Raw genomic sequence first — 17,215 nt, forward strand, 5'->3', positions numbered from 1 at the left:
CTTAGAATCGGATCACATACCGCTTCGTTCAATACGGGTATTATCCCCCCGCTGAAAAACATAACCCATAAATGCTAGCTGTACCAGGAACCACCTCCTTAGCCTGCGTAATCTCCCTTACGCGGGCTTATTTTTTGCCTTCTCTTTCCTCAATCCAGGCAATTAATTCGTCGATTTGCTTCTCTGAGAACACCGCTATCCCATGTTCTGAGAGCAGCGATGCCGCAACCCCCCTTCCCGCTTTATGTATGCCGCGAAACGATCCGTCGTAGATAAACTGACTGCCAAACGTTGGGCTGCCATCGGTTAATAATGCAGCGCTACACCCCGACGCCTGAGCAGCGCGTAGCGCGAGCCAGGCTGCGAGCTGATAATGCTCGGTCACATCCTGCCCGGTGTTTTCAATAATTCTGGCTTGCCCGCGCATCACGTCATTACCATCAGCTGACATAATCTCTGCCGGAGGACGAGGTACAGGCAGCCCGGCAGCAAGCTCAGGGCAGTGGATAACCAGACGTTGTTCCTGTTGCCAGCGAGCCAGTTGTTCGTTCATTCGGGATTTTTCACTACCGTTATAGCGGACTTTGAAGCCCATCAGGCAGGCGCTTACCAGTATTTTATTTATCATCGTTTTTCTGTGATTACATAATCTCATCGCTGAATTGTAACGCGCTTTCGTGCCTGTTTTGTTCCTTTCATCCTGTTCTTACCCGCTTTTTTCCTCTCTGCTATACACTCTTACTAACGCTAAAAAAGGGAGCAGCGAGGATGGCAACCTATCCAGACAGTTTATTGATTCTCAATGGCAAAAGTGCCGGCAATGATCTGTTGCGTCAGGCAATTACCGAATTACGTGAAGACGGTGCGCGAATTCACGTACGGGTGACATTCGAAAAAGGTGACGCAGCACGATACATCGATGAAGGCATTCGGCTGGGCGCCAAGACCATCATTTCCGGCGGAGGCGATGGCACCATCAATGAGATCGCCTCTGCACTGATCGACCTGCCGACAGCAGACCGCCCGGTGATGGGTATTTTACCGCTCGGCACCGCCAATGATTTTGCCACCAGCGCCTGGATCCCTGAGGAGTTAGCGAAGGCGCTCCAGCTGGCGATCCTCGGTAAAGCCACCGCCGTGGACATTGCTCAGGTGAATGACAAAACCTGCTTTATCAATATGGCGACGGGCGGGTTCGGTACGCGTATCACCAGCGAAACGCCGGAAAAACTGAAGGCGGCGCTGGGCGGCGTCTCTTACCTGATCCACGGTCTGATGCGCATGGATACCCTCAAGCCTGACCGCTGCGAAATTCGCGGCGAGGATTTTCAGTGGCAGGGTGACGCGCTGGTGATTGGTATTGGCAATGGCCGTCAGGCGGGCGGCGGGCAGCAGCTGTGCCCGGAGGCGCTGATTAATGACGGTCAGCTACAGCTGCGGATTTTCACGGGCGACGGCCTGCTGCCCGCGCTGTTTACCACGCTGACGCAGCCGGAAGAGAGTCCGAATATCATTGACGGGAAATCCGCATGGTTTGAGGTCAATGCCCCGCACGGGATGACGTTTAACCTCGACGGAGAGCCGTTAAGCGGAACACAGTTCCGCATTGAGGTGTTGCCCGGCGCGCTGCAGTGTCGGTTGCCGCCGGACTGTGTGCTTTTGCGCTGACGTTTCACATGGCGCGCGATGGTGCCCTCTCCCACCGGGCTGAAGGATCCCCACAAAATAATGCCTGCACAGACGACCCCCTCTCCCTTGAGGGAGAGGGCTGGGGTGAGGGGGGAACATACGACTGTGGAGGTAATTCTGTTCACTTTATGTTCCTTGCTACTCTGTAACGACATGACCGGTGAACGTGCCAGGGTGGCTCAATCGCCACCACCCTGGCGACCCGGGCTCCCGGCGGTAAATCGCCGCTTCGCGGTGCCCTCGGCTTATTCCTTCCGGCTTTTCGGGGACGGGCGGAGGTAACATCCCTGTAAAGCCCGCCCTCTCGGCGCATCCCTGCGCCTCGCCCCGGCCTGCAGGAAACGCCTCAGCGATTTACAGCCGGACCAGGGCGTCGCTGTAAGTCATTAATTTTCCTGTAGAAACATTCGTCGCTTTCGGTAAAAAAACTACTGGGGAACCCTCTCCCCACAGGGAAAGGGAGACGTCAGGCAATCGTGACTTTGCTGTCCAGATAGACATCCTGCACCGCATTGATCAGCTTCACGCCGTCGGCCATCGATTTCTTAAACGCCTTACGGCCCAGGATCAGCCCCATGCCGCCCGCGCGCTTGTTGATAACCGCCGTACGCACCGCGTCTGACAGGTCAGTATCCCCGCCCGCCGCGCCGCCGGAGTTAATCAGCCCGGCACGGCCCATGTAGCAGTTCGCCAGCTGGTAGCGCACCAGGTCTATCGGGTTATCGCTGGTCAGCTTGCTGTACACGCGGTCATCGGTGTAACCGAAGTTCACCGCTTTATACCCGCCGTTATTCTCGGCCATTTTCTGCTTCACAATATCCGCGCCGATGGTGGCCGCCAGGTGGTTCGCCTGACCGGTCAGGTCCGCAGACACATGATAATCCACGCCCTCTTTTTTGAACGCCGGGTTACGCAGGTAAGCCCACAGCACGGTCACCATGCCCAGCTCGTGCGCGCGCTCAAACGCCGCAGAGATCTCTTCAATCTGACGACGGGACTGTTCAGAGCCGAAATAGATCGTCGCCCCGACGGCGACCGCCCCCATATTGAACGCCTGCTCGACGCTGGCGTAGAGGGTTTGATCATACTCGGTGGGGTAGCTGAGCGTTTCATTGTGGTTGAGCTTCACGAGGAACGGAATGCGGTGCGCATAGCGACGCGCGACCGAGGCCAGCACGCCATAGGTAGACGCCACGCAGTTACAGCCCGCTTCAATCGCCAGCTCAACAATATTCTTCGGATCAAAATAGAGCGGATTCGCCGCGAAAGAGGCACCCGCCGAGTGCTCAACGCCCTGGTCTACCGGCAGAATAGAGAGATACCCGGTGCCACCGAGCCGCCCGGTGTTGTAGAGCGTCTGCATGTTTCGCAGCACGGCAGGCGGACGGTTGTTATCGACCATCACGCGGTCGACGTAGTCATGACCAGGCAGATAAAGCTGGTCGGCTGGAATGGTCATACAACGATGCTGTAAAAGGCTGTCGGCGTCTTTGCCAAGCAACTGCGCAATATCAGTCATGTGATACTCCCGTAAGTCCGACGTCGTGTCGGTGTGTGTTTATCCAGTCCCATTATTTCTGGGCAGACTAAGCCTGGTACCGACTTAACAGATTTTCCACCTTTTGCATTTTTTTTCAGCACAATCTGCTGGCTCGATTCGTGTACAACAAAACTGTTACATTGATCAAACAATCACCACAAAGGTATTTAAAAGGTATTATTGAATGGTATGTTAAAGGCGTACCCTCTGACATGCAGGATTAAACAATGAAAACGAAAGTCCAACTGTCATTCATGATGTTTGTTGAATGGTTTATCTGGGGAGCCTGGTTCGTACCGCTGTGGCTGTGGCTGAGCAAAAGCGGGTTTACCGCCGGGGAAATCGGCTGGTCTTACGCCTGTACCGCTATTGCCGCTATCCTCTCACCTATTCTTGTCGGCTCGCTGACTGACCGCTTCTTTGCCGCGCAGAAAGTATTGGCGGTGCTGATGTTTGCCGGCGCGATTCTGATGTACTTCGCCGCACAGCAAACCCAGTTCAGCACCTTCTTCCCGCTGCTGCTGGTTTACTCCCTGACCTACATGCCCACCATCGCGCTGACCAACAGTATTGCCTTCGCCAACGTGGACGACGTCGAGGCTGATTTCCCGCGCATCCGCGTGATGGGAACTATCGGCTGGATCGCCTCCGGGCTGGCGTGCGGCTTCCTGCCGCAGATGCTGGGCTACAGCGATATTTCCGATACCAATATTCCATTGCTGATGACCGCGGCCAGCTCCGCCCTGCTCGGGGTATTTGCCCTGTTCCTGCCAAACACGCCACCGAAAAGTACCGGCAAGCTGGATTTCAAAGTGATGCTGGGGCTGGATGCGCTGATCCTGCTGCGTGATAAAAACTTCCTGGTGTTCTTCTTCTGCTCGTTTCTGTTCGCCATGCCGCTGGCCTTCTACTACATCTTCGCCAATGGCTATCTCACCGAAGTGGGAATGAAAAACGCCACCGGCTGGATGACGCTCGGTCAGTTCTCTGAAATCTTCTTCATGCTGGCGCTGCCGTTCTTCACCAAACGCTTTGGTATTAAGAAGGTCTTGCTGCTGGGCTTGATCACCGCCGCTATCCGCTACGGATTCTTTGTTTACGGCGGCGCAGAACAGTATTTCACCTATGCCCTGCTGTTCCTCGGCATTCTGCTGCACGGGGTGAGCTACGACTTCTACTACGTCACCGCGTATATCTACGTGGATAAAAAAGCGCCGGTGCATATGCGCACTGCCGCGCAAGGCCTGATTACGCTCTGCTGTCAGGGGTTTGGTAGCCTGCTGGGCTACCGCCTCGGCGGCGTAATGATGGAAAAAATGTTCGCATACAAAGAGCCGGTGAATGGGCTGACCTTCAACTGGGCCGGAATGTGGACATTCGGCGGGATCATGATTGCTGTGATTGCCGTGCTGTTTATGCTGTTTTTCCGCGAATCGGACACTGAGATCACCGCAATTGAGGTGGTGGATGGCGATTCTGCGCTGACACAAGGGGAAGTTAAATGAAACAAGAACGTGTTCTCGGTGCCCTCTATGGGCAGGCGTTAGGGGATGCGATGGGCATGCCGTCGGAGCTGTGGCCGCGAAAGCGCGTCAAAGCGCACTTCGGCTGGATAGACCGCTTCTTACCCGGCCCGGCGGAGAATAACGCGGCCTGCTATTTTAAGCGCGCGGAGTTCACCGACGATACCTCAATGGCGCTGTGCCTGGCGGATGCGATCATTGAGTGCGAAGGGGAAATTAACGCGGATGTTATCGGCAAACATATTCTGCGCTGGGCGCTCGATTTCGACGCCTTTAACAAGAACGTGCTTGGCCCGACATCGAAAATCGCGCTTAACGCTATTCGTGACGGGAAACCGGTCAGCGAGCTGGAAAACAACGGTGTCACCAACGGGGCGGCGATGCGTGCCTCCCCGCTGGGCTGCCTGCTTCCGGCGACGCGGCTGGAACACTTTGTCGCGCAGGTGGCGCTGGCCTCCAGCCCGACCCATAAATCTGACCTCGCCATCGCCGGGGCCGTGGTGATTGCCTGGGCGGTTTCGCGCGCCATCGACGGTGAGCGCTGGCAGAACATCGTCGATGCCCTGCCCGGCATTGCCCGCTACGCACAGGAGGCGAAAACCACTACCTTCAGCGCCTCGCTGGCAGCTCGTATTGAACTGGCGCTTAAGACCGTGCGGGAAGCCCACGGCATCGACTCCGCCAGCGAGCAGGTTTACCAGCTTATTGGTGCGGGCACCAGCACCATTGAGTCCGTTCCGGCGGCCATCGCGATGGTCGAACTGGCAGGAACCGATCCGAACCGCTGCGCGGTGCTATGCGCCAACCTGGGCGGGGACACCGACACCATTGGCGCAATGGCGACAGCCATCTGCGGGGCGCTCCACGGCGTGCAGGCCATTGACCCGGCGCTTAAAGCCGAGCTCGACGCCGTCAATCAGCTTGATTTCAGCCATTACTGCGAAAAACTGCTGCACTACCGGGAGCAAAGGGAGGGGGTATGAGTTCATTTGCCCAACGCCTGGAAACCCTGCACGCCACGCGCCCGGTGACGGTACTGGGCGCGGCGGTGATTGACGTCATCGCCGACGCCTGGGCCCTGCCCTGGCGCGGGTGTGATATCGAGTTAAAACAGCAGGGGGTAAATATTGGCGGCTGCGCGCTGAATACCGCCATCGCCCTGAAGCGGCTCGGCATTTCGGCGCAAAACGCCCTGCCTGTCGGCCACGGCGTGTGGGCGGATATTATTCGTAACGCGATGGCGAAGCAGGATCTGCACAGCGCCGTGGAGGCCGAAACCGGCGACAACGGCTGGTGTCTGGCGCTGGTGGAGCCTGACGGCGAGCGCACCTTTATGTCCTTTAGCGGCGTGGAGAACCAGTGGCAACAGCGCTGGCTGGATGCGCTTCACGTTCCGCAAAACAGCCTGGTCTATTTGTCCGGCTACCAGTTGGCCTCGCCGTGCGGCGAGCTGCTGACGAGCTGGCTGGAAGGGTTGCGGGACGTGACGGCGTTTATCGATTTCGGCCCACGCATTGCGGATATCCCTGACGCGCTAATGGCACGGATTATGGCCTGCAGGCCAATCGTCTCGCTTAATCGCCAGGAAGCGGAGATCGCTGCTGAAAGACTGGGTATGGAGGCTGAAAACCTGGGTGAGGTATGGCAGGAACGCTTCGGCGCCGCGCTGATTGTGCGCCATGATAAAGACGGTGCTACGTGGTATGACGGTAACGCCTCAGGTGTTGTTCCGGCGTTTCCCGCCACGGTGGTGGACACCATTGGCGCAGGCGACAGCCATGCGGGCGGCACGCTTGCGGGGCTGGCGGCGGGATGGTCGCTGGCGGACGCAGTGCAGCTCGGCAATGCGGTCGCCGCGTGGGTGGTCAGCCACCGTGGCGGTGATTGCGCCCCAACGCGCGAGACGCTACTCCTCGCACACAAAGACGTATAGATCGCTGCGACAGTAGCTGATGCTGTACTCAATCGGCCGGTGCTGCTGATCGAGCGCAACCTGCTTGATCACCAGCACCGGTATTTTTTCATCCATCTTGATGTGCGCCTGAAACTCGCTGTCCGGCATGCGGGCGCTAACGCGCGAGCGGGTACGCTGCGGGAAAATATTCTGGCTGCGGAAGTAATCGTAGAGCGAAATACCGATCGCATCCGGGTCGGGAATTAACCCAACCGGCACCCAGGACTCCTCAATCGAGACGGCGTCCTCGTCAACGTAGCGAATACGTTTGAGCAGGAATACCTCGCTCTCAGGGGGGATGGAAAGGTGATTCGCCACCTCTTCCGGACACTTCACCACCCGCTTGTTGACCCACAACGTGTTCGGCTTTTGACCGCGCAGCACCACCTGCTGGGAAAAACCGCGCGCCTCTTTCAGGGAATATTCGAAGATATTGTTAATTTGCGTGCCATAGCCGCGGGCGCGCGTCACCACGCCCTCTTCCTCCAGCGCCTGCATCGCTTTACGCACGGTAATACGCGACACGCCGGTTAACTGACTCAGATCGCGCTCGCCGGGCAAAATATTGCCATGCTCCAGCACCCCGCTGCGCACCGCGTTTTTTACCGTTTCGGCAAACTTCAGGTACAGCGGCGTGTTATCGGGCGCGGCGATCCGTTCATTCAGTTGAGCGATTAACCGGGTATGCGCTTGTTCCATCTCTGTTTTTCTCAGGCGTGATGTGTTCTGCCAGTATAAGGCCTACCACCATGCATGAAAATGGTGAACCGGCCCAATACCGTGACCCACTTCCAGAGTATCGGCTTTTGCCAGTGCGGCGGAGAGCCAGGCTTTCGCTTCCTGCACCGTATCGGCCCAGTTTTCATACCGTGGACGCAACGCCGCCAGCGCGGCCGAGAGCGTACAGCCCGTGCCATGGGTATTTTTGGTTTGCACGCGCGGGGCGGTGAAACGCACTTCGCCTTCGCGGGTGAAGAGCCAGTCCGGACTTTCCGCGTCATCCAGATGGCCGCCCTTCATCAGTACCGCCCCGCAGCCCATCGCCAGCAGGGCATTCCCCTGCTCTTTCATCTCACGTTCGTTCTGCGCGTGCGGCGCGTCTAACAGCGCGGCAGCTTCAGGCAGATTAGGGGTAATGAGCGCCACCTGCGGCAGCAGCTTTTTGCGCAGCGTCTCCACAGCGGAAGTTGAGAGCAGCGGGTCACCACTTTTTGCCAGCATGACGGTATCCAGCACCACGTTTTGCACCTGATAACGCTTAAGCCGTTCCGCCACCGCTTCAACAATGTCCGTCTCGGCCAGCATGCCGATTTTGGTGGTATCGATGCGCACGTCGCTGAACACCGAATCCAGCTGCGCAGCGACAAAATCAGGCTCGATACGGTAGACCGACTGCACCCCTCGCGTGTTTTGCGCCACCAGCGCGGTTATCACCGAGCAGCCGTACGCGCCAAGAGCCGAAAATGTTTTCAGGTCAGCCTGAATGCCTGCGCCGCCGCTGGGATCGGTGCCGGCAATGGTCAGGGCGTTAATCCGTTTCATGCCTGTCCCTCCAGCGTGTAGAGCGCATCCAGGAACGCGCTGGCAAAACTGCCCGGGCCACGAGAGTGCGCAACGGCAATCGTTCCGGCTCGCTTCATCCAGCCGCAGGCGGCAGCGACGTTATCCAGCCTGTCGCCCGGCAGCGAGCAGCTCGCTGCCACAACGGCAGAGAGTGCACATCCGGTGCCCACCACGCGCGTCATCAGCGGGTCACCACCCGTGACCGTGCGGGTTCGTTGTCCGTCGGTGATGTAATCCACTTCACCGGTGACGACCACAATGGCGTTGGTCTGGCGGGCCAGCGCCTGGGCAGCTGGCACCGCGCTGGCAGCGGTATCGGTCGTATCAACGCCACGTCCACCCGTGCTCATCCCGGCAAGGGCCAGGATTTCGGAGGCATTGCCGCGAATGGCCGCCGGTTTCAGGGCAAGAATTTGATGGCAAAAACGGGTGCGGAACGCCAGGGCGCCCACCGCCACCGGGTCCAGCGTCCAGGGTTTGCCTGCCGCCACTGCACTTTCAATCGCCCGGCGCATCGACTGGGCGCGGGGCGTGGTGAGGGTACCGACGTTAATCAGCAGCGCATCGGCCATCCCGGCAAACTGCTCGGCCTCTTCGGCCTCGATCACCATCGCGGGGGATGCGCCAAGCGCCAGCAAAACGTTGGCGGTAAAGGTTTGTACGACATCGTTGGTCATACAGTGCGTAAGCGGGGAACGGGTTCGGAAGTGGTGTAAAACGTGTAAATCGAGCAGGTCAGGCTGCATGGTTTCGCTCCTGCCTTGCGTGAAGAAGCGATGACCGGGAAGGCATCTGACTTCCCTACGCTGGCATTATCCAGATCAGGTAATACGGGTATTTCTCAGCCTTCGACGAAGAAGGGCACCCCGAGTCATTTGGTAAGCATTAGCTTACATTTTGCCAGATTAGGGGAAGTTGCTTGCTCAAGCAAGCGCGCCCTTTCGGTTATCGCTTCTTCACGCTGTACCTCGGTTTGTACCCCACTCTAAATACGAAAAAAGGCGCCATTAAGCTCCTTTGTTACATTAGTCATGATGTCAAAGCATATCCTGTTGCCCCTGACCGTATAGAACGTAAAATGACCAGGCACATTCAGGAAAGGAGGCTTTATGGATATCGCGCTGCTCAACAGAGGATGGAACAGAACCTGGTCAAATACCATGGTAAATCTGGAAGCCCGGAAACTCGTCGAAACAGCAAACCGGCTGTCAGCATTCTATTTGCAAGATGGGATAACACGTATCAAGTTTGTCGAAGAGATAAAACTGGTCGTAGAAAAGGAGTTCGAGACAGCACGGCGAGCAAAAACAGACGAAGAATGCATTGTATGCATCAAAAATCTGCGTGCTGAAACAGACAATCTGCTTGAACAAGAGCGTCTGTTAAGAACTAAGTCCGCACAGGTTTACGCGAAGGTCGAGTTTGTTAAGGAAAATAATAAAATCGTCGGATACATGATTTCGGCTATTCACATCGTTGTCTCTGGAATGGCAATTGCTGGTGGTGCGTTGATGGTCGCTACAATGACACCTTTAGGTATGCTTGCTGGAGCTATCCTTGTTACAGATGGCATTAACGGTTTGTCAAAAGAAATTATTCCAGGGATATATGGAAAACAATACAAAACAGAGGGATTTGTGGCTGATGGCACTATGGAAGCAGCCCAGTTTATGGGTTTCAAGCCTGAAACAGGACTTGCGATTTATAACGCCATTACGTTAACTGCAAGTGTATATAGCATCTTTGGATTAGCCAGAAAACCCGAAGCATGGAGGCTATTTAAATGGATGCCCCGAGATTTCTATCGCAAGGTCGATACGATGAGCCGCCAAAAATTAACAATGAAAATAGTAGGTTATGGACTTAAGGCCAAAGTAATATTTGACCTGCTTTCTACTGACACAGCGAGCCATTAGCCTCTGAATTTTCTCCAGAACCGCCAGGATTTGTAAGAAAGGACTGGCGGCTGAATAAATGCAACGATGACAATTGCGATCAGAATTGATATCCCACCACCCACGACAGTTTCTTTCGTAGAAAACAATACTAAAATGATAAAAACCATCAGACATGCCGATGTTATCCATAAAACAACTCTGAATCGATTAGCCAGATCCTGAATCGCTTCCCCCAGGGTTCCGCCGTAGCTTTCAACGTTGTTTTTTATCTTCTGCAAATCCGAAGGTGTAAACCCTGAACGTAACAACGCCTCATCAGTCACTTTCATATCGTATCGTCCTTTAACTCTCAAAAGTTGTTTCCCCAATCACTGATTGTGCAAGCAATCATACTGATGAGTGTTATCGCAATCCAGCCGAAACTTTCCGCAGACTCTATCCCCCTTTCTTATCGTCTGGGTGGTGTCCAGGCGTTTCGACCATGTGAGGGTTAACGCTCACATGATGTTTGTACAATTTATCAGATTTTAGACAATACACGCCTTGCTGAGTTGCACCAAACCTCGCATTCGACGGTGCGCCGACAGCTCCATCAGCCGGATGGCAAAATACTATTAAAGCAGGCGCTTATATATCGGTAAATCGCAGAAAACAGCGTAACCGGGGCTTAACCCCAGGTGCCAGAATTTTCGAATTATCGCACCTGAAACAGAATAATTATGGAGAGACTTGATACCGTGCATAGGCTGTGAATGAGGGCGATCATGCCCCCTCTTCTAAACATTTCATTGTTTATAACAATCCTCTTACTCATTTATAGCAATTTATGTCAGATACATTTTTAATTTAATTTTCAACATAAATATTTTTATCGGGCATCCAATGTTACCAGAGTCTCCCAGACAAAACTTTCATTCAAAAGAAAAGCAGCATTCAATAATAAAACAAATCGTAAATTCTATAAATTTGAATTAACTATTTTGTCGATTTCTCAGGTTTCTTGATCAAAACACTTAAGACAACCTTATCTATTGGCATTTAATACTTTTTTCACCGCCCCATTCTACAAATTAACTATATGATTGAATTTATTGACAATATCATCTAAAGCAATGCCGTGAAGCGGATGAACAATTAATGTGATTTATGATTTAGATCAATAATCATAATTACACATTCAAAGATAGTTACTACACGTTACGAAATAAGTTGCCAAACTAAAACCACACCATTGAACGTGAATTAATACAGATATAACAAGAGGTTGTATCTTCCCGCCAGGATAGCGCCCAAACTTTATTCCGTATTTGTATTTATGATGAGAGCTTTGAAATGAAAAAATCTATTATTGCTGTTTTTGTGTTTGGTGTTTCATCTGCTGCAATGGCAATACAGCATAATCCTGTTAATCCACAATATAATGTTACCTATAATACGAATTTTGGTAACAGCTACATAAACGCTAAAAACAACCAGTCAGCGTGGAATTCTGCTCCTTATGCGGTTCCTGTTAAACCGCAGTCGATCCCTGCTCCGGTTCCAACGCTAATTCAGCTGACACCACCCAAGCCAGTTTTGCCTCCCCAGCAAACACCCACCCCGCTTGTCGCCCCACAGCCTGTTCTGCCACTACAGAAAACGCCGGTTGTTCCGCCAAAGCCGCAGTCTTATAACGTTCCGGGAAAAATCCCTGCATTACAAACTCACTTAATGTACACCCCCTCTGTACCGCCAAAAGCGATTATTCTGGCTCCGGTGCAACCGCTGATTAGCCGTAATGATCCCATCGGGGTTCAGGGTGATATTCAGAAACTAACAATCACGGTAGTCGATACCCAAACTCCGGTAGGCCCGACAACACTCCCTGCTCCAGCTACGGCTAAAACATCTATTGCGACTGCACCTCAGCGCATACTGACTATTAATGGAATTAACGGGAAAGATGGCGCTACCGGAAAAACAGGCCCACAAGGTGTGGCAGGTAAAGCAGGGCGTGATGGAATCACCACCACCATTACAAAAAGTATCGTGGATAAATCAACCCTCGCGAAAGTTGATTCAACTATCAATCACGTTAAATCACTTAGTGCACAAACTACAGCACAGGCTAAAGATCTGAAAGCGGCTCAACAGGTGTTTGCGCAGACACAAGCTAACACTCACTCTCAATTCAAAAACCTGAAAGATGAAGTTGATGGCAATAAAAAAGAAGCGCGTGGTGGCGTAGCCTCTGCTGTTGCAATTGCTTCCATGCCCCAGGTTGAAAAAGATCAGGCTGTAATGTTCTCTGCGGGTGCCGGTGAATTTAGAGGGGAGGAAGCGGTCAGTGTCGGTGCTTCCTTCCATGCGGGTCGCGCGGTTGTGAAAGCGGGTATGAGTGATTCAACGAATAATGATTTCGCAATGGGTGTCGGTGTCGGCATCGGATTTTAAATAATAGTTTTTCATTCAGCGCCTTCTGTTGAAGGCGCTTTATAACTGTAATTTATGAGGTAATAATAATGAAAAAGTTAATGATGGTAGCTGCCGTAATGTCTCTTGCTGCATGTTCTTCACCCGCTCAACGTATGGCTGAGTGTGAAGCGCAAGGTGTCAGTAAAGACGCATGTTATGTCGCGGAGCAAAACCGCACGACAGCAATTAACGCTGCGGCTGAAAAACAGGCACTTGAAAACGCGGCTCAACTTGCACAATCAGCACACAAGCACCTGCCAAAAGGCTGTACACAATTGCAGGACGCGAACGGTGAATGTAATGTGAAGCCAGCTAAACAGAGCAGCAGCGTTAAACAACTTACCAGTGAAGCAGATCACGTTATGAACCAGCCAATCTCTGATGCTGCAGAATACCTTCTCTCTAAAGGCTGGAAACCAAACAATGGTACGTGGAGCAAAGGCGGCTACTATCTTCAATTGGTTGTAGAAAATGAGAAAGTCATGAACGCTCAACTCTCTAAAGATTAAAAATAATCATCATTTAAGAATCTATATTTAAGTCGCCCCATCAAGATGGGGCAGTATTTTAAATTAAGCTGACCTGATGCCCGTCGCCACCAGGTCAGTGTTTACTCCAGTTGCCAGGCCCCGCCATGGATGAGTGATGCTCCCCCCGTCCAGGCAAACAGCGCCAGATCACGGCAATCTTCATCAGGATAAATACGGCTGCTGAGGCACGCTTCTCCCTCATTAACAAACACTTCAACGGAAGATCTGTCAAAGAACAGGCGCAGATTAAGCATATTATTCAGATTGAGCGCGACGCTACGTGTGCCACACAGGCCATACTTCGGATAGTGTCGCTCCAGCACCAGGCGCTGCATCTGTGCATCAACATAGACGCGTAGCCCGGCACCAAGACGAATGCCGTAGTGTTCCGCAGTGCTGTTTGCGCAATCCCATTGCAGATTGACCTCCAGCGCGTCGCAGCGTTCCACCAGCGCTATCTGCTGATTGGTCAGCGTACTCACCGGCCAGGGGAACCACGCTCCCCGGAGGCTTTCGACCTCTCTGGCCGGCCGCATTTGCAGACGATTATCCGCGCTCAGCGTCAGTTCGCGCGGTAACGAGAGCATGCCTGCCCAGCCATCCTCCTGTTCCGGCAGCGGAGATTCCCACATATCCAGCCAGCCGATAACGATGCGGCGCCCATCAGGCGTCAGGAAACTTTGTGGCGCATAGAAGTCATGCCCGCGATCCATCTCCACAAACTCACCTTCACGCACAAAAGGCTGCCCGGGCTGCCAGTCGCCCACCAGATAGCCGCTCTGGAAAAGATTGCGATTTTCGAATCCTTCGGCAGCCACCCCCTGAGGTGAAAACATCAGCACGCGTTTACCGTTGAGGGTGAAAAAGTCCGGGCATTCCCACATATAGCCCATCTCTTTTTCGGCTACCGCAAGCACGCCCATATCCTGCCACTCGCGCAGATCGACAGAACGATATACACGCACCTGACCCGTCTCGCCGTCGCGCGCGCCAACAACCATGTACCAGCTATCTCCTTCACGCCACACTTTTGGGTCGCGGAAATGATGCAGGCCAGGCGGCGTATCAACGATCATTCCCTGCCGGTCAAAATGAATGCCGTCACGGCTGGTCGCCAGGCACTGCACCTGGTAGAGATTCGCTTCGTCATCAGGATCGCCGTGGAATTTGTGGCCGGTGTAAATCAGCGCCAGCGTATCGCCATCCACCACCGCCGAACCGGAAAAACAGCCATCCTTGTCTTCAGGTCCTTCCGGTGCCAGCGCAACGGGAAGATGTTCCCAGTGAACTAAATCTTTGCTGCGCGCATGGCCCCAGTGCATCGGGCCCCACTGGGTCGAATAGGGATGATGCTGATAAAAAGCGTGATACCAGCCGTCAAACCAGACCAGGCCATTTGGGTCGTTCATCCAGCCAGCGCGGGCTGCCAGGTGGTAACGCGGATACCAGCGCAGGTTAAGCGCTTCGCGTCTGGACTGAAGTTCCTGCTCTGCTTTTGTAATGGAATACGTCATTTCTCTACTCTTTCGATCAGATGGTGGAAGGTTGCGGCATGAGCGGGTCAGAAGAGGACTTACCCGAGCGCAACAGGAAAATGGAGATAAACGTGGTGCTGAACACTAACAGCCCCATAATGAGATAGGACTGGGCAAAGCCGTATTTCTCATAGCTGTAGCCCGCCAGCGGCGACAGGACCGAGGCAATCACCGAGCTTGTACAAGCAAAGCCCACCAGATAGAGGGTGGAAGAGAGCCGCTTATCAAAGTGTAAACTGTTGTATTTAAAGATAGAGACCAGCAAAACGGGCAGTTCAACCGCGTGCAATAGCTTAGTAATGGAGATAAGTACCGGCCCCTCAACCAGCCCCGACGCCACCATACGCATTGCCATCACCATTCCGGCGAAAATCAGACCATTCTTCGCGCCAAGGCGATTCACCAGCCATGGTGCGCAGAACATGCCCGCCGCCTCAAGGAAAACCTGGAAGGAGTTGAGATAGCCGTACATGGCGTTTCCTTCCTGTAACGTCGGGAACTGGGAGGAGAAATAGACCGGGAACTGCTGGTCGTAAACGCCATAAATACAGGTGCCGATAACGAAAAACACCAGCGCCCAGAACCGCGGCAGCGTCAGCAGGCGCAATGCATCTTCCAGGGTGACCTTACCGCCGGATACCGCTTCCTGCATGGCGTGTGGGGCGGAAGAGACCCTGAGTCGCGCCAGCAAAGCAAAAAACGCCAGCCCTGCGCAACTCGCGACAGCGAAGTTCAGCTTCGGATTAAGGTTAAACAGGAGCCCCGCGAAAAAGGTTGCTACCGCCCAGCCAAGCGATCCCCACATCCTCGCCTTGCCGAACTCAAACTGGCTCTGGCGGGCCACTCGCTCGGTATAGGACTCCAGTACCCCTATCCCGCCGTTAAACGTCAGGCCGATATAAATCCCGCCAAAAATACTGCCGAGTAAAACGTTAATCTGCAGCAGATAACCAAACAGCAGGAAGGCAGGACCAGAAAGAATGAGCAGGCTGGTCAGAAACCAGAGCAGGTTTTTGCGCAGGCCAAGTTTGTCCTGAATGAAGCCGTAGCAGATTTGCGCGCATAGCGCGGAGACAGAAAGCACGGCATAGATGACTCCCGTATCGCCTGCCTTTAGCCCCACCTCCTGGTGGAGCCAGATGGAAAGCAGCGAGCCGGAGGATGACCACGTGACAAAAAAGAAAAACAGCAATGCGCTTAATAAAGGGTAGCTGTGAGAGTGATGCGTTTTCATCATGACATTCTCATGTTGGAGTAATGACGCAATGGTAACGTTAACATTTATCCTTTCTCATGCGGTTCGGCTGAAATTTAAGATGTTAATCACGAAAGTTAACGTTAACATTAAAGGAATGAGATCGCGATCAAATATTCATCACTGAGGTCAGCATGGCCTGGCCTGTGCATCACCCTTCCTTTTACATCAGCGACTTAGTTGTATACCCTTTCACACAGAGCATTAACGGAGTAAGAAAATGGCATCCCTTAAGGACGTCGCAAAGCTGGCTAACGTATCGCTGATGACCGTCTCACGCGCGCTTAACAACCCGGAGCGCCTTAAGCCGGAAACGCTGGCGCGCGTACAGCAGGCTATCGAGCAGACCAGCTACGTACCCGATCTTTCCGCCAAGAAAATACGCGGCGCGCATGCCTCGCCGAAAACCATCGGCGTGCTGGCGCTCGATACGGTGACGACACCTTTCTCGGTGGAGATTACGCTTTCCATTGAAGAGACGGCCCGGATGCACGGCTGGAACAGCTTCGTCATGAATATGTTTACCGATGACAACCCGGATGCGATCGTCGATCTGCTGCTCTCCCACCGCCCGGACGGGATTATTTACACCACAATGGGATTACGTCAGGTTCCTCTCCCTGCAAAACTGCTTACCCTTCCCTGCGTGCTGGCCAACTGCGAAAGTGTCGGTGAACAGGTCGCCAGCTATATCCCTGATGATGAACAGGGGCAGTACGCCGCCGTGCAGGCGTTACTCGCCGAGGGCTACCGGCAGCCTCTCTGCCTGCATTTACCCGCGGACCATCTGGCCACAACCCGGCGCCGTCAGGGGCTGGAACGTGCGTGTCGTGAAGCGGGGCTCGACCCGGACACCCTGGAACATAGCTACATGGCGTCGGGGGACGAGCACTATCGTGACATTCCGTCAGTGCTGCTGGCGCGCATTCAGAATGGCATTCCCCTGTTCGACTCCGTTATCTGCGGTAACGATCGTATCGCATTGATGGTGTACCAGACCCTGCTGGCGCAAGGGCTTCGCATCCCTGAAGATATCGCGGTTATCGGCTATGACAATATGGTGGGCATTGGAGAGCTCTTTCTCCCCCCGCTTTCAACCGTTCAGCTGCCGCATTATGAAATTGGTCGCCTGAGTGCCCTGCATATTATTAACGGCGAAACCCACCGGGAAACCCTGCGTGTTGAAAGTCCATTTTTGATGCGGAATTCCGTTGCGCATCCATCATGACCACCGCTTTTTGCCCCTGTTGCCGAAATAAGCGTGTTAAGTTCGC

At 53.8% G+C, this 17,215-nt stretch carries 16 protein-coding genes and 1 riboswitch; of the genes, 8 read left to right on the top strand and 8 right to left on the bottom strand.

Annotated features, from left to right (window positions below; translation table 11 throughout):
* Positions 1 to 127: 127 nt before the first annotated feature.
* Positions 128 to 628 (bottom strand): 2-thiouracil desulfurase family protein, encoded by a 501-nt coding sequence (locus C1N69_RS14980; RefSeq protein WP_155031469.1) that lies wholly within the window; start codon positions 626 to 628, stop codon positions 128 to 130.
* A 140-nt stretch (positions 629 to 768) separates the two neighbouring features.
* Between C1N69_RS14980 and yegS the strand changes: the two genes are divergently transcribed.
* On the top strand, positions 769 to 1,668 hold the full coding sequence (gene yegS / locus C1N69_RS14985) for a lipid kinase YegS (RefSeq protein ID WP_155031470.1): 900 nt from the start codon (positions 769 to 771) through the stop codon (positions 1,666 to 1,668).
* Positions 1,669 to 2,155: 487 nt separating this feature from the next.
* Here yegS and fbaB read toward each other — a convergent pair whose 3' ends face one another.
* On the bottom strand, positions 2,156 to 3,208 hold the full coding sequence (fbaB, locus tag C1N69_RS14990; protein WP_025760285.1) for a class I fructose-bisphosphate aldolase: 1,053 nt from the start codon (positions 3,206 to 3,208) through the stop codon (positions 2,156 to 2,158).
* Positions 3,209 to 3,456: 248 nt separating this feature from the next.
* On the opposite strand from fbaB, the gene C1N69_RS14995 reads away from it, so the two are divergent.
* The 3 genes from C1N69_RS14995 to C1N69_RS15005 are packed head-to-tail and all read left to right on the top strand — an operon-like array spanning position 3,457 to position 6,685.
* Entirely contained in the window at positions 3,457 to 4,734 is a 1,278-nt protein-coding gene (locus tag C1N69_RS14995) for a nucleoside permease (protein WP_094919095.1), read from the top strand.
* Positions 4,731 to 5,735, top strand: a complete 1,005-nt coding sequence (locus C1N69_RS15000) for an ADP-ribosylglycohydrolase family protein (protein WP_155031471.1) — start codon at positions 4,731 to 4,733, stop codon at positions 5,733 to 5,735. Before C1N69_RS14995 ends, C1N69_RS15000 begins: the two co-directional genes overlap by 4 nt.
* Complete coding sequence (locus C1N69_RS15005; protein WP_155031472.1) at positions 5,732 to 6,685, top strand: PfkB family carbohydrate kinase; 954 nt, start codon at positions 5,732 to 5,734, stop codon at positions 6,683 to 6,685. The genes C1N69_RS15000 and C1N69_RS15005 overlap by 4 nt, the downstream gene beginning before the upstream one ends.
* Here C1N69_RS15005 and C1N69_RS15010 read toward each other — a convergent pair.
* From C1N69_RS15010 to thiM, 3 genes are read right to left on the bottom strand one after another with little or no spacing between them, the layout of a single operon-like run.
* Positions 6,659 to 7,405, bottom strand: a complete 747-nt coding sequence (locus C1N69_RS15010; protein WP_025760289.1) for a GntR family transcriptional regulator — start codon at positions 7,403 to 7,405, stop codon at positions 6,659 to 6,661. The two genes, C1N69_RS15005 and C1N69_RS15010, sit on opposite strands and share 27 nt — an antisense overlap.
* 42 nt (positions 7,406 to 7,447) lie before the next feature.
* The gene (thiD, locus tag C1N69_RS15015; RefSeq protein WP_059387087.1) at positions 7,448 to 8,248 is read right to left on the bottom strand and encodes a bifunctional hydroxymethylpyrimidine kinase/phosphomethylpyrimidine kinase; all 801 of its coding nucleotides are present in this window, start codon (positions 8,246 to 8,248) and stop codon (positions 7,448 to 7,450) included.
* The gene (thiM, locus tag C1N69_RS15020) at positions 8,245 to 9,015 is read right to left on the bottom strand and encodes a hydroxyethylthiazole kinase (protein ID WP_155031473.1); all 771 of its coding nucleotides are present in this window, start codon (positions 9,013 to 9,015) and stop codon (positions 8,245 to 8,247) included. Before thiM ends, thiD begins: the two co-directional genes overlap by 4 nt.
* A gap of 35 nt (positions 9,016 to 9,050) precedes the next feature.
* A riboswitch (TPP riboswitch) is annotated at positions 9,051 to 9,148 on the bottom strand.
* A gap of 230 nt (positions 9,149 to 9,378) precedes the next feature.
* Here thiM and C1N69_RS15025 point away from each other — a divergent pair.
* Positions 9,379 to 10,185, top strand: coding sequence for a DUF4225 domain-containing protein (locus tag C1N69_RS15025; RefSeq protein ID WP_095450983.1), 807 nt, complete (start codon positions 9,379 to 9,381; stop codon positions 10,183 to 10,185).
* Here C1N69_RS15025 and C1N69_RS15030 read toward each other — a convergent pair.
* The gene (locus C1N69_RS15030) at positions 10,182 to 10,496 is read right to left on the bottom strand and encodes a hypothetical protein (protein ID WP_059387090.1); all 315 of its coding nucleotides are present in this window, start codon (positions 10,494 to 10,496) and stop codon (positions 10,182 to 10,184) included. The genes C1N69_RS15025 and C1N69_RS15030 overlap by 4 nt on opposite strands.
* A 1,003-nt stretch (positions 10,497 to 11,499) precedes the next feature.
* On the opposite strand from C1N69_RS15030, the gene C1N69_RS15035 reads away from it, so the two are divergent.
* Together C1N69_RS15035 and C1N69_RS22830 are read left to right on the top strand one after the other, a co-directional pair.
* The gene (locus C1N69_RS15035; protein WP_155031474.1) at positions 11,500 to 12,600 is read left to right on the top strand and encodes a YadA C-terminal domain-containing protein; all 1,101 of its coding nucleotides are present in this window, start codon (positions 11,500 to 11,502) and stop codon (positions 12,598 to 12,600) included.
* 68 nt (positions 12,601 to 12,668) lie between these two features.
* The gene (locus C1N69_RS22830) at positions 12,669 to 13,130 is read left to right on the top strand and encodes a hypothetical protein (protein ID WP_094919105.1); all 462 of its coding nucleotides are present in this window, start codon (positions 12,669 to 12,671) and stop codon (positions 13,128 to 13,130) included.
* A gap of 101 nt (positions 13,131 to 13,231) precedes the next feature.
* On the opposite strand, the gene C1N69_RS15045 is transcribed toward C1N69_RS22830, so the two are convergent.
* Positions 13,232 to 14,665: a glycoside hydrolase family 32 protein gene (locus C1N69_RS15045; RefSeq protein ID WP_155031475.1), complete on the bottom strand. Its 1,434-nt coding sequence runs from the start codon at positions 14,663 to 14,665 to the stop codon at positions 13,232 to 13,234.
* Positions 14,666 to 14,681: 16 nt separating this feature from the next.
* Complete coding sequence (locus C1N69_RS15050; protein WP_155031476.1) at positions 14,682 to 15,923, bottom strand: MFS transporter; 1,242 nt, start codon at positions 15,921 to 15,923, stop codon at positions 14,682 to 14,684.
* Positions 15,924 to 16,161: 238 nt separating this feature from the next.
* Between C1N69_RS15050 and C1N69_RS15055 the strand changes: the two genes are divergently transcribed.
* Entirely contained in the window at positions 16,162 to 17,169 is a 1,008-nt protein-coding gene (locus C1N69_RS15055) for a LacI family DNA-binding transcriptional regulator (RefSeq protein WP_095450977.1), read from the top strand.
* Positions 17,170 to 17,215 lie beyond the last annotated feature (46 nt).

Source organism: Enterobacter sichuanensis (assembly GCF_009036245.1).
Taxonomy (GTDB): Bacteria; Pseudomonadota; Gammaproteobacteria; order Enterobacterales; family Enterobacteriaceae; genus Enterobacter; species Enterobacter sichuanensis.

What these genes read in the sequence shown, in the direction of transcription:
- C1N69_RS14980 (WP_155031469.1), bottom strand. Translation starts at nt 628, where the DNA reads ATGATAAATAAAATACTGGTAAGCGCCTGCCTGATGGGCTTCAAAGTC.
- thiD (WP_059387087.1), bottom strand. Translation starts at nt 8,248, where the DNA reads ATGAAACGGATTAACGCCCTGACCATTGCCGGCACCGATCCCAGCGGC.
- thiM (WP_155031473.1), bottom strand. Translation starts at nt 9,015, where the DNA reads ATGCAGCCTGACCTGCTCGATTTACACGTTTTACACCACTTCCGAACC.
- C1N69_RS22830 (WP_094919105.1), top strand. Translation starts at nt 12,669, where the DNA reads ATGAAAAAGTTAATGATGGTAGCTGCCGTAATGTCTCTTGCTGCATGT.
- yegS (WP_155031470.1), top strand. Translation starts at nt 769, where the DNA reads ATGGCAACCTATCCAGACAGTTTATTGATTCTCAATGGCAAAAGTGCC.
- C1N69_RS15055 (WP_095450977.1), top strand. Translation starts at nt 16,162, where the DNA reads ATGGCATCCCTTAAGGACGTCGCAAAGCTGGCTAACGTATCGCTGATG.
- C1N69_RS15045 (WP_155031475.1), bottom strand. Translation starts at nt 14,665, where the DNA reads ATGACGTATTCCATTACAAAAGCAGAGCAGGAACTTCAGTCCAGACGC.
- C1N69_RS15035 (WP_155031474.1), top strand. Translation starts at nt 11,500, where the DNA reads ATGAAAAAATCTATTATTGCTGTTTTTGTGTTTGGTGTTTCATCTGCT.
- C1N69_RS15000 (WP_155031471.1), top strand. Translation starts at nt 4,731, where the DNA reads ATGAAACAAGAACGTGTTCTCGGTGCCCTCTATGGGCAGGCGTTAGGG.
- C1N69_RS15025 (WP_095450983.1), top strand. Translation starts at nt 9,379, where the DNA reads ATGGATATCGCGCTGCTCAACAGAGGATGGAACAGAACCTGGTCAAAT.
- C1N69_RS15050 (WP_155031476.1), bottom strand. Translation starts at nt 15,923, where the DNA reads ATGATGAAAACGCATCACTCTCACAGCTACCCTTTATTAAGCGCATTG.
- C1N69_RS14995 (WP_094919095.1), top strand. Translation starts at nt 3,457, where the DNA reads ATGAAAACGAAAGTCCAACTGTCATTCATGATGTTTGTTGAATGGTTT.
- C1N69_RS15010 (WP_025760289.1), bottom strand. Translation starts at nt 7,405, where the DNA reads ATGGAACAAGCGCATACCCGGTTAATCGCTCAACTGAATGAACGGATC.
- C1N69_RS15030 (WP_059387090.1), bottom strand. Translation starts at nt 10,496, where the DNA reads ATGAAAGTGACTGATGAGGCGTTGTTACGTTCAGGGTTTACACCTTCG.
- C1N69_RS15005 (WP_155031472.1), top strand. Translation starts at nt 5,732, where the DNA reads ATGAGTTCATTTGCCCAACGCCTGGAAACCCTGCACGCCACGCGCCCG.
- fbaB (WP_025760285.1), bottom strand. Translation starts at nt 3,208, where the DNA reads ATGACTGATATTGCGCAGTTGCTTGGCAAAGACGCCGACAGCCTTTTA.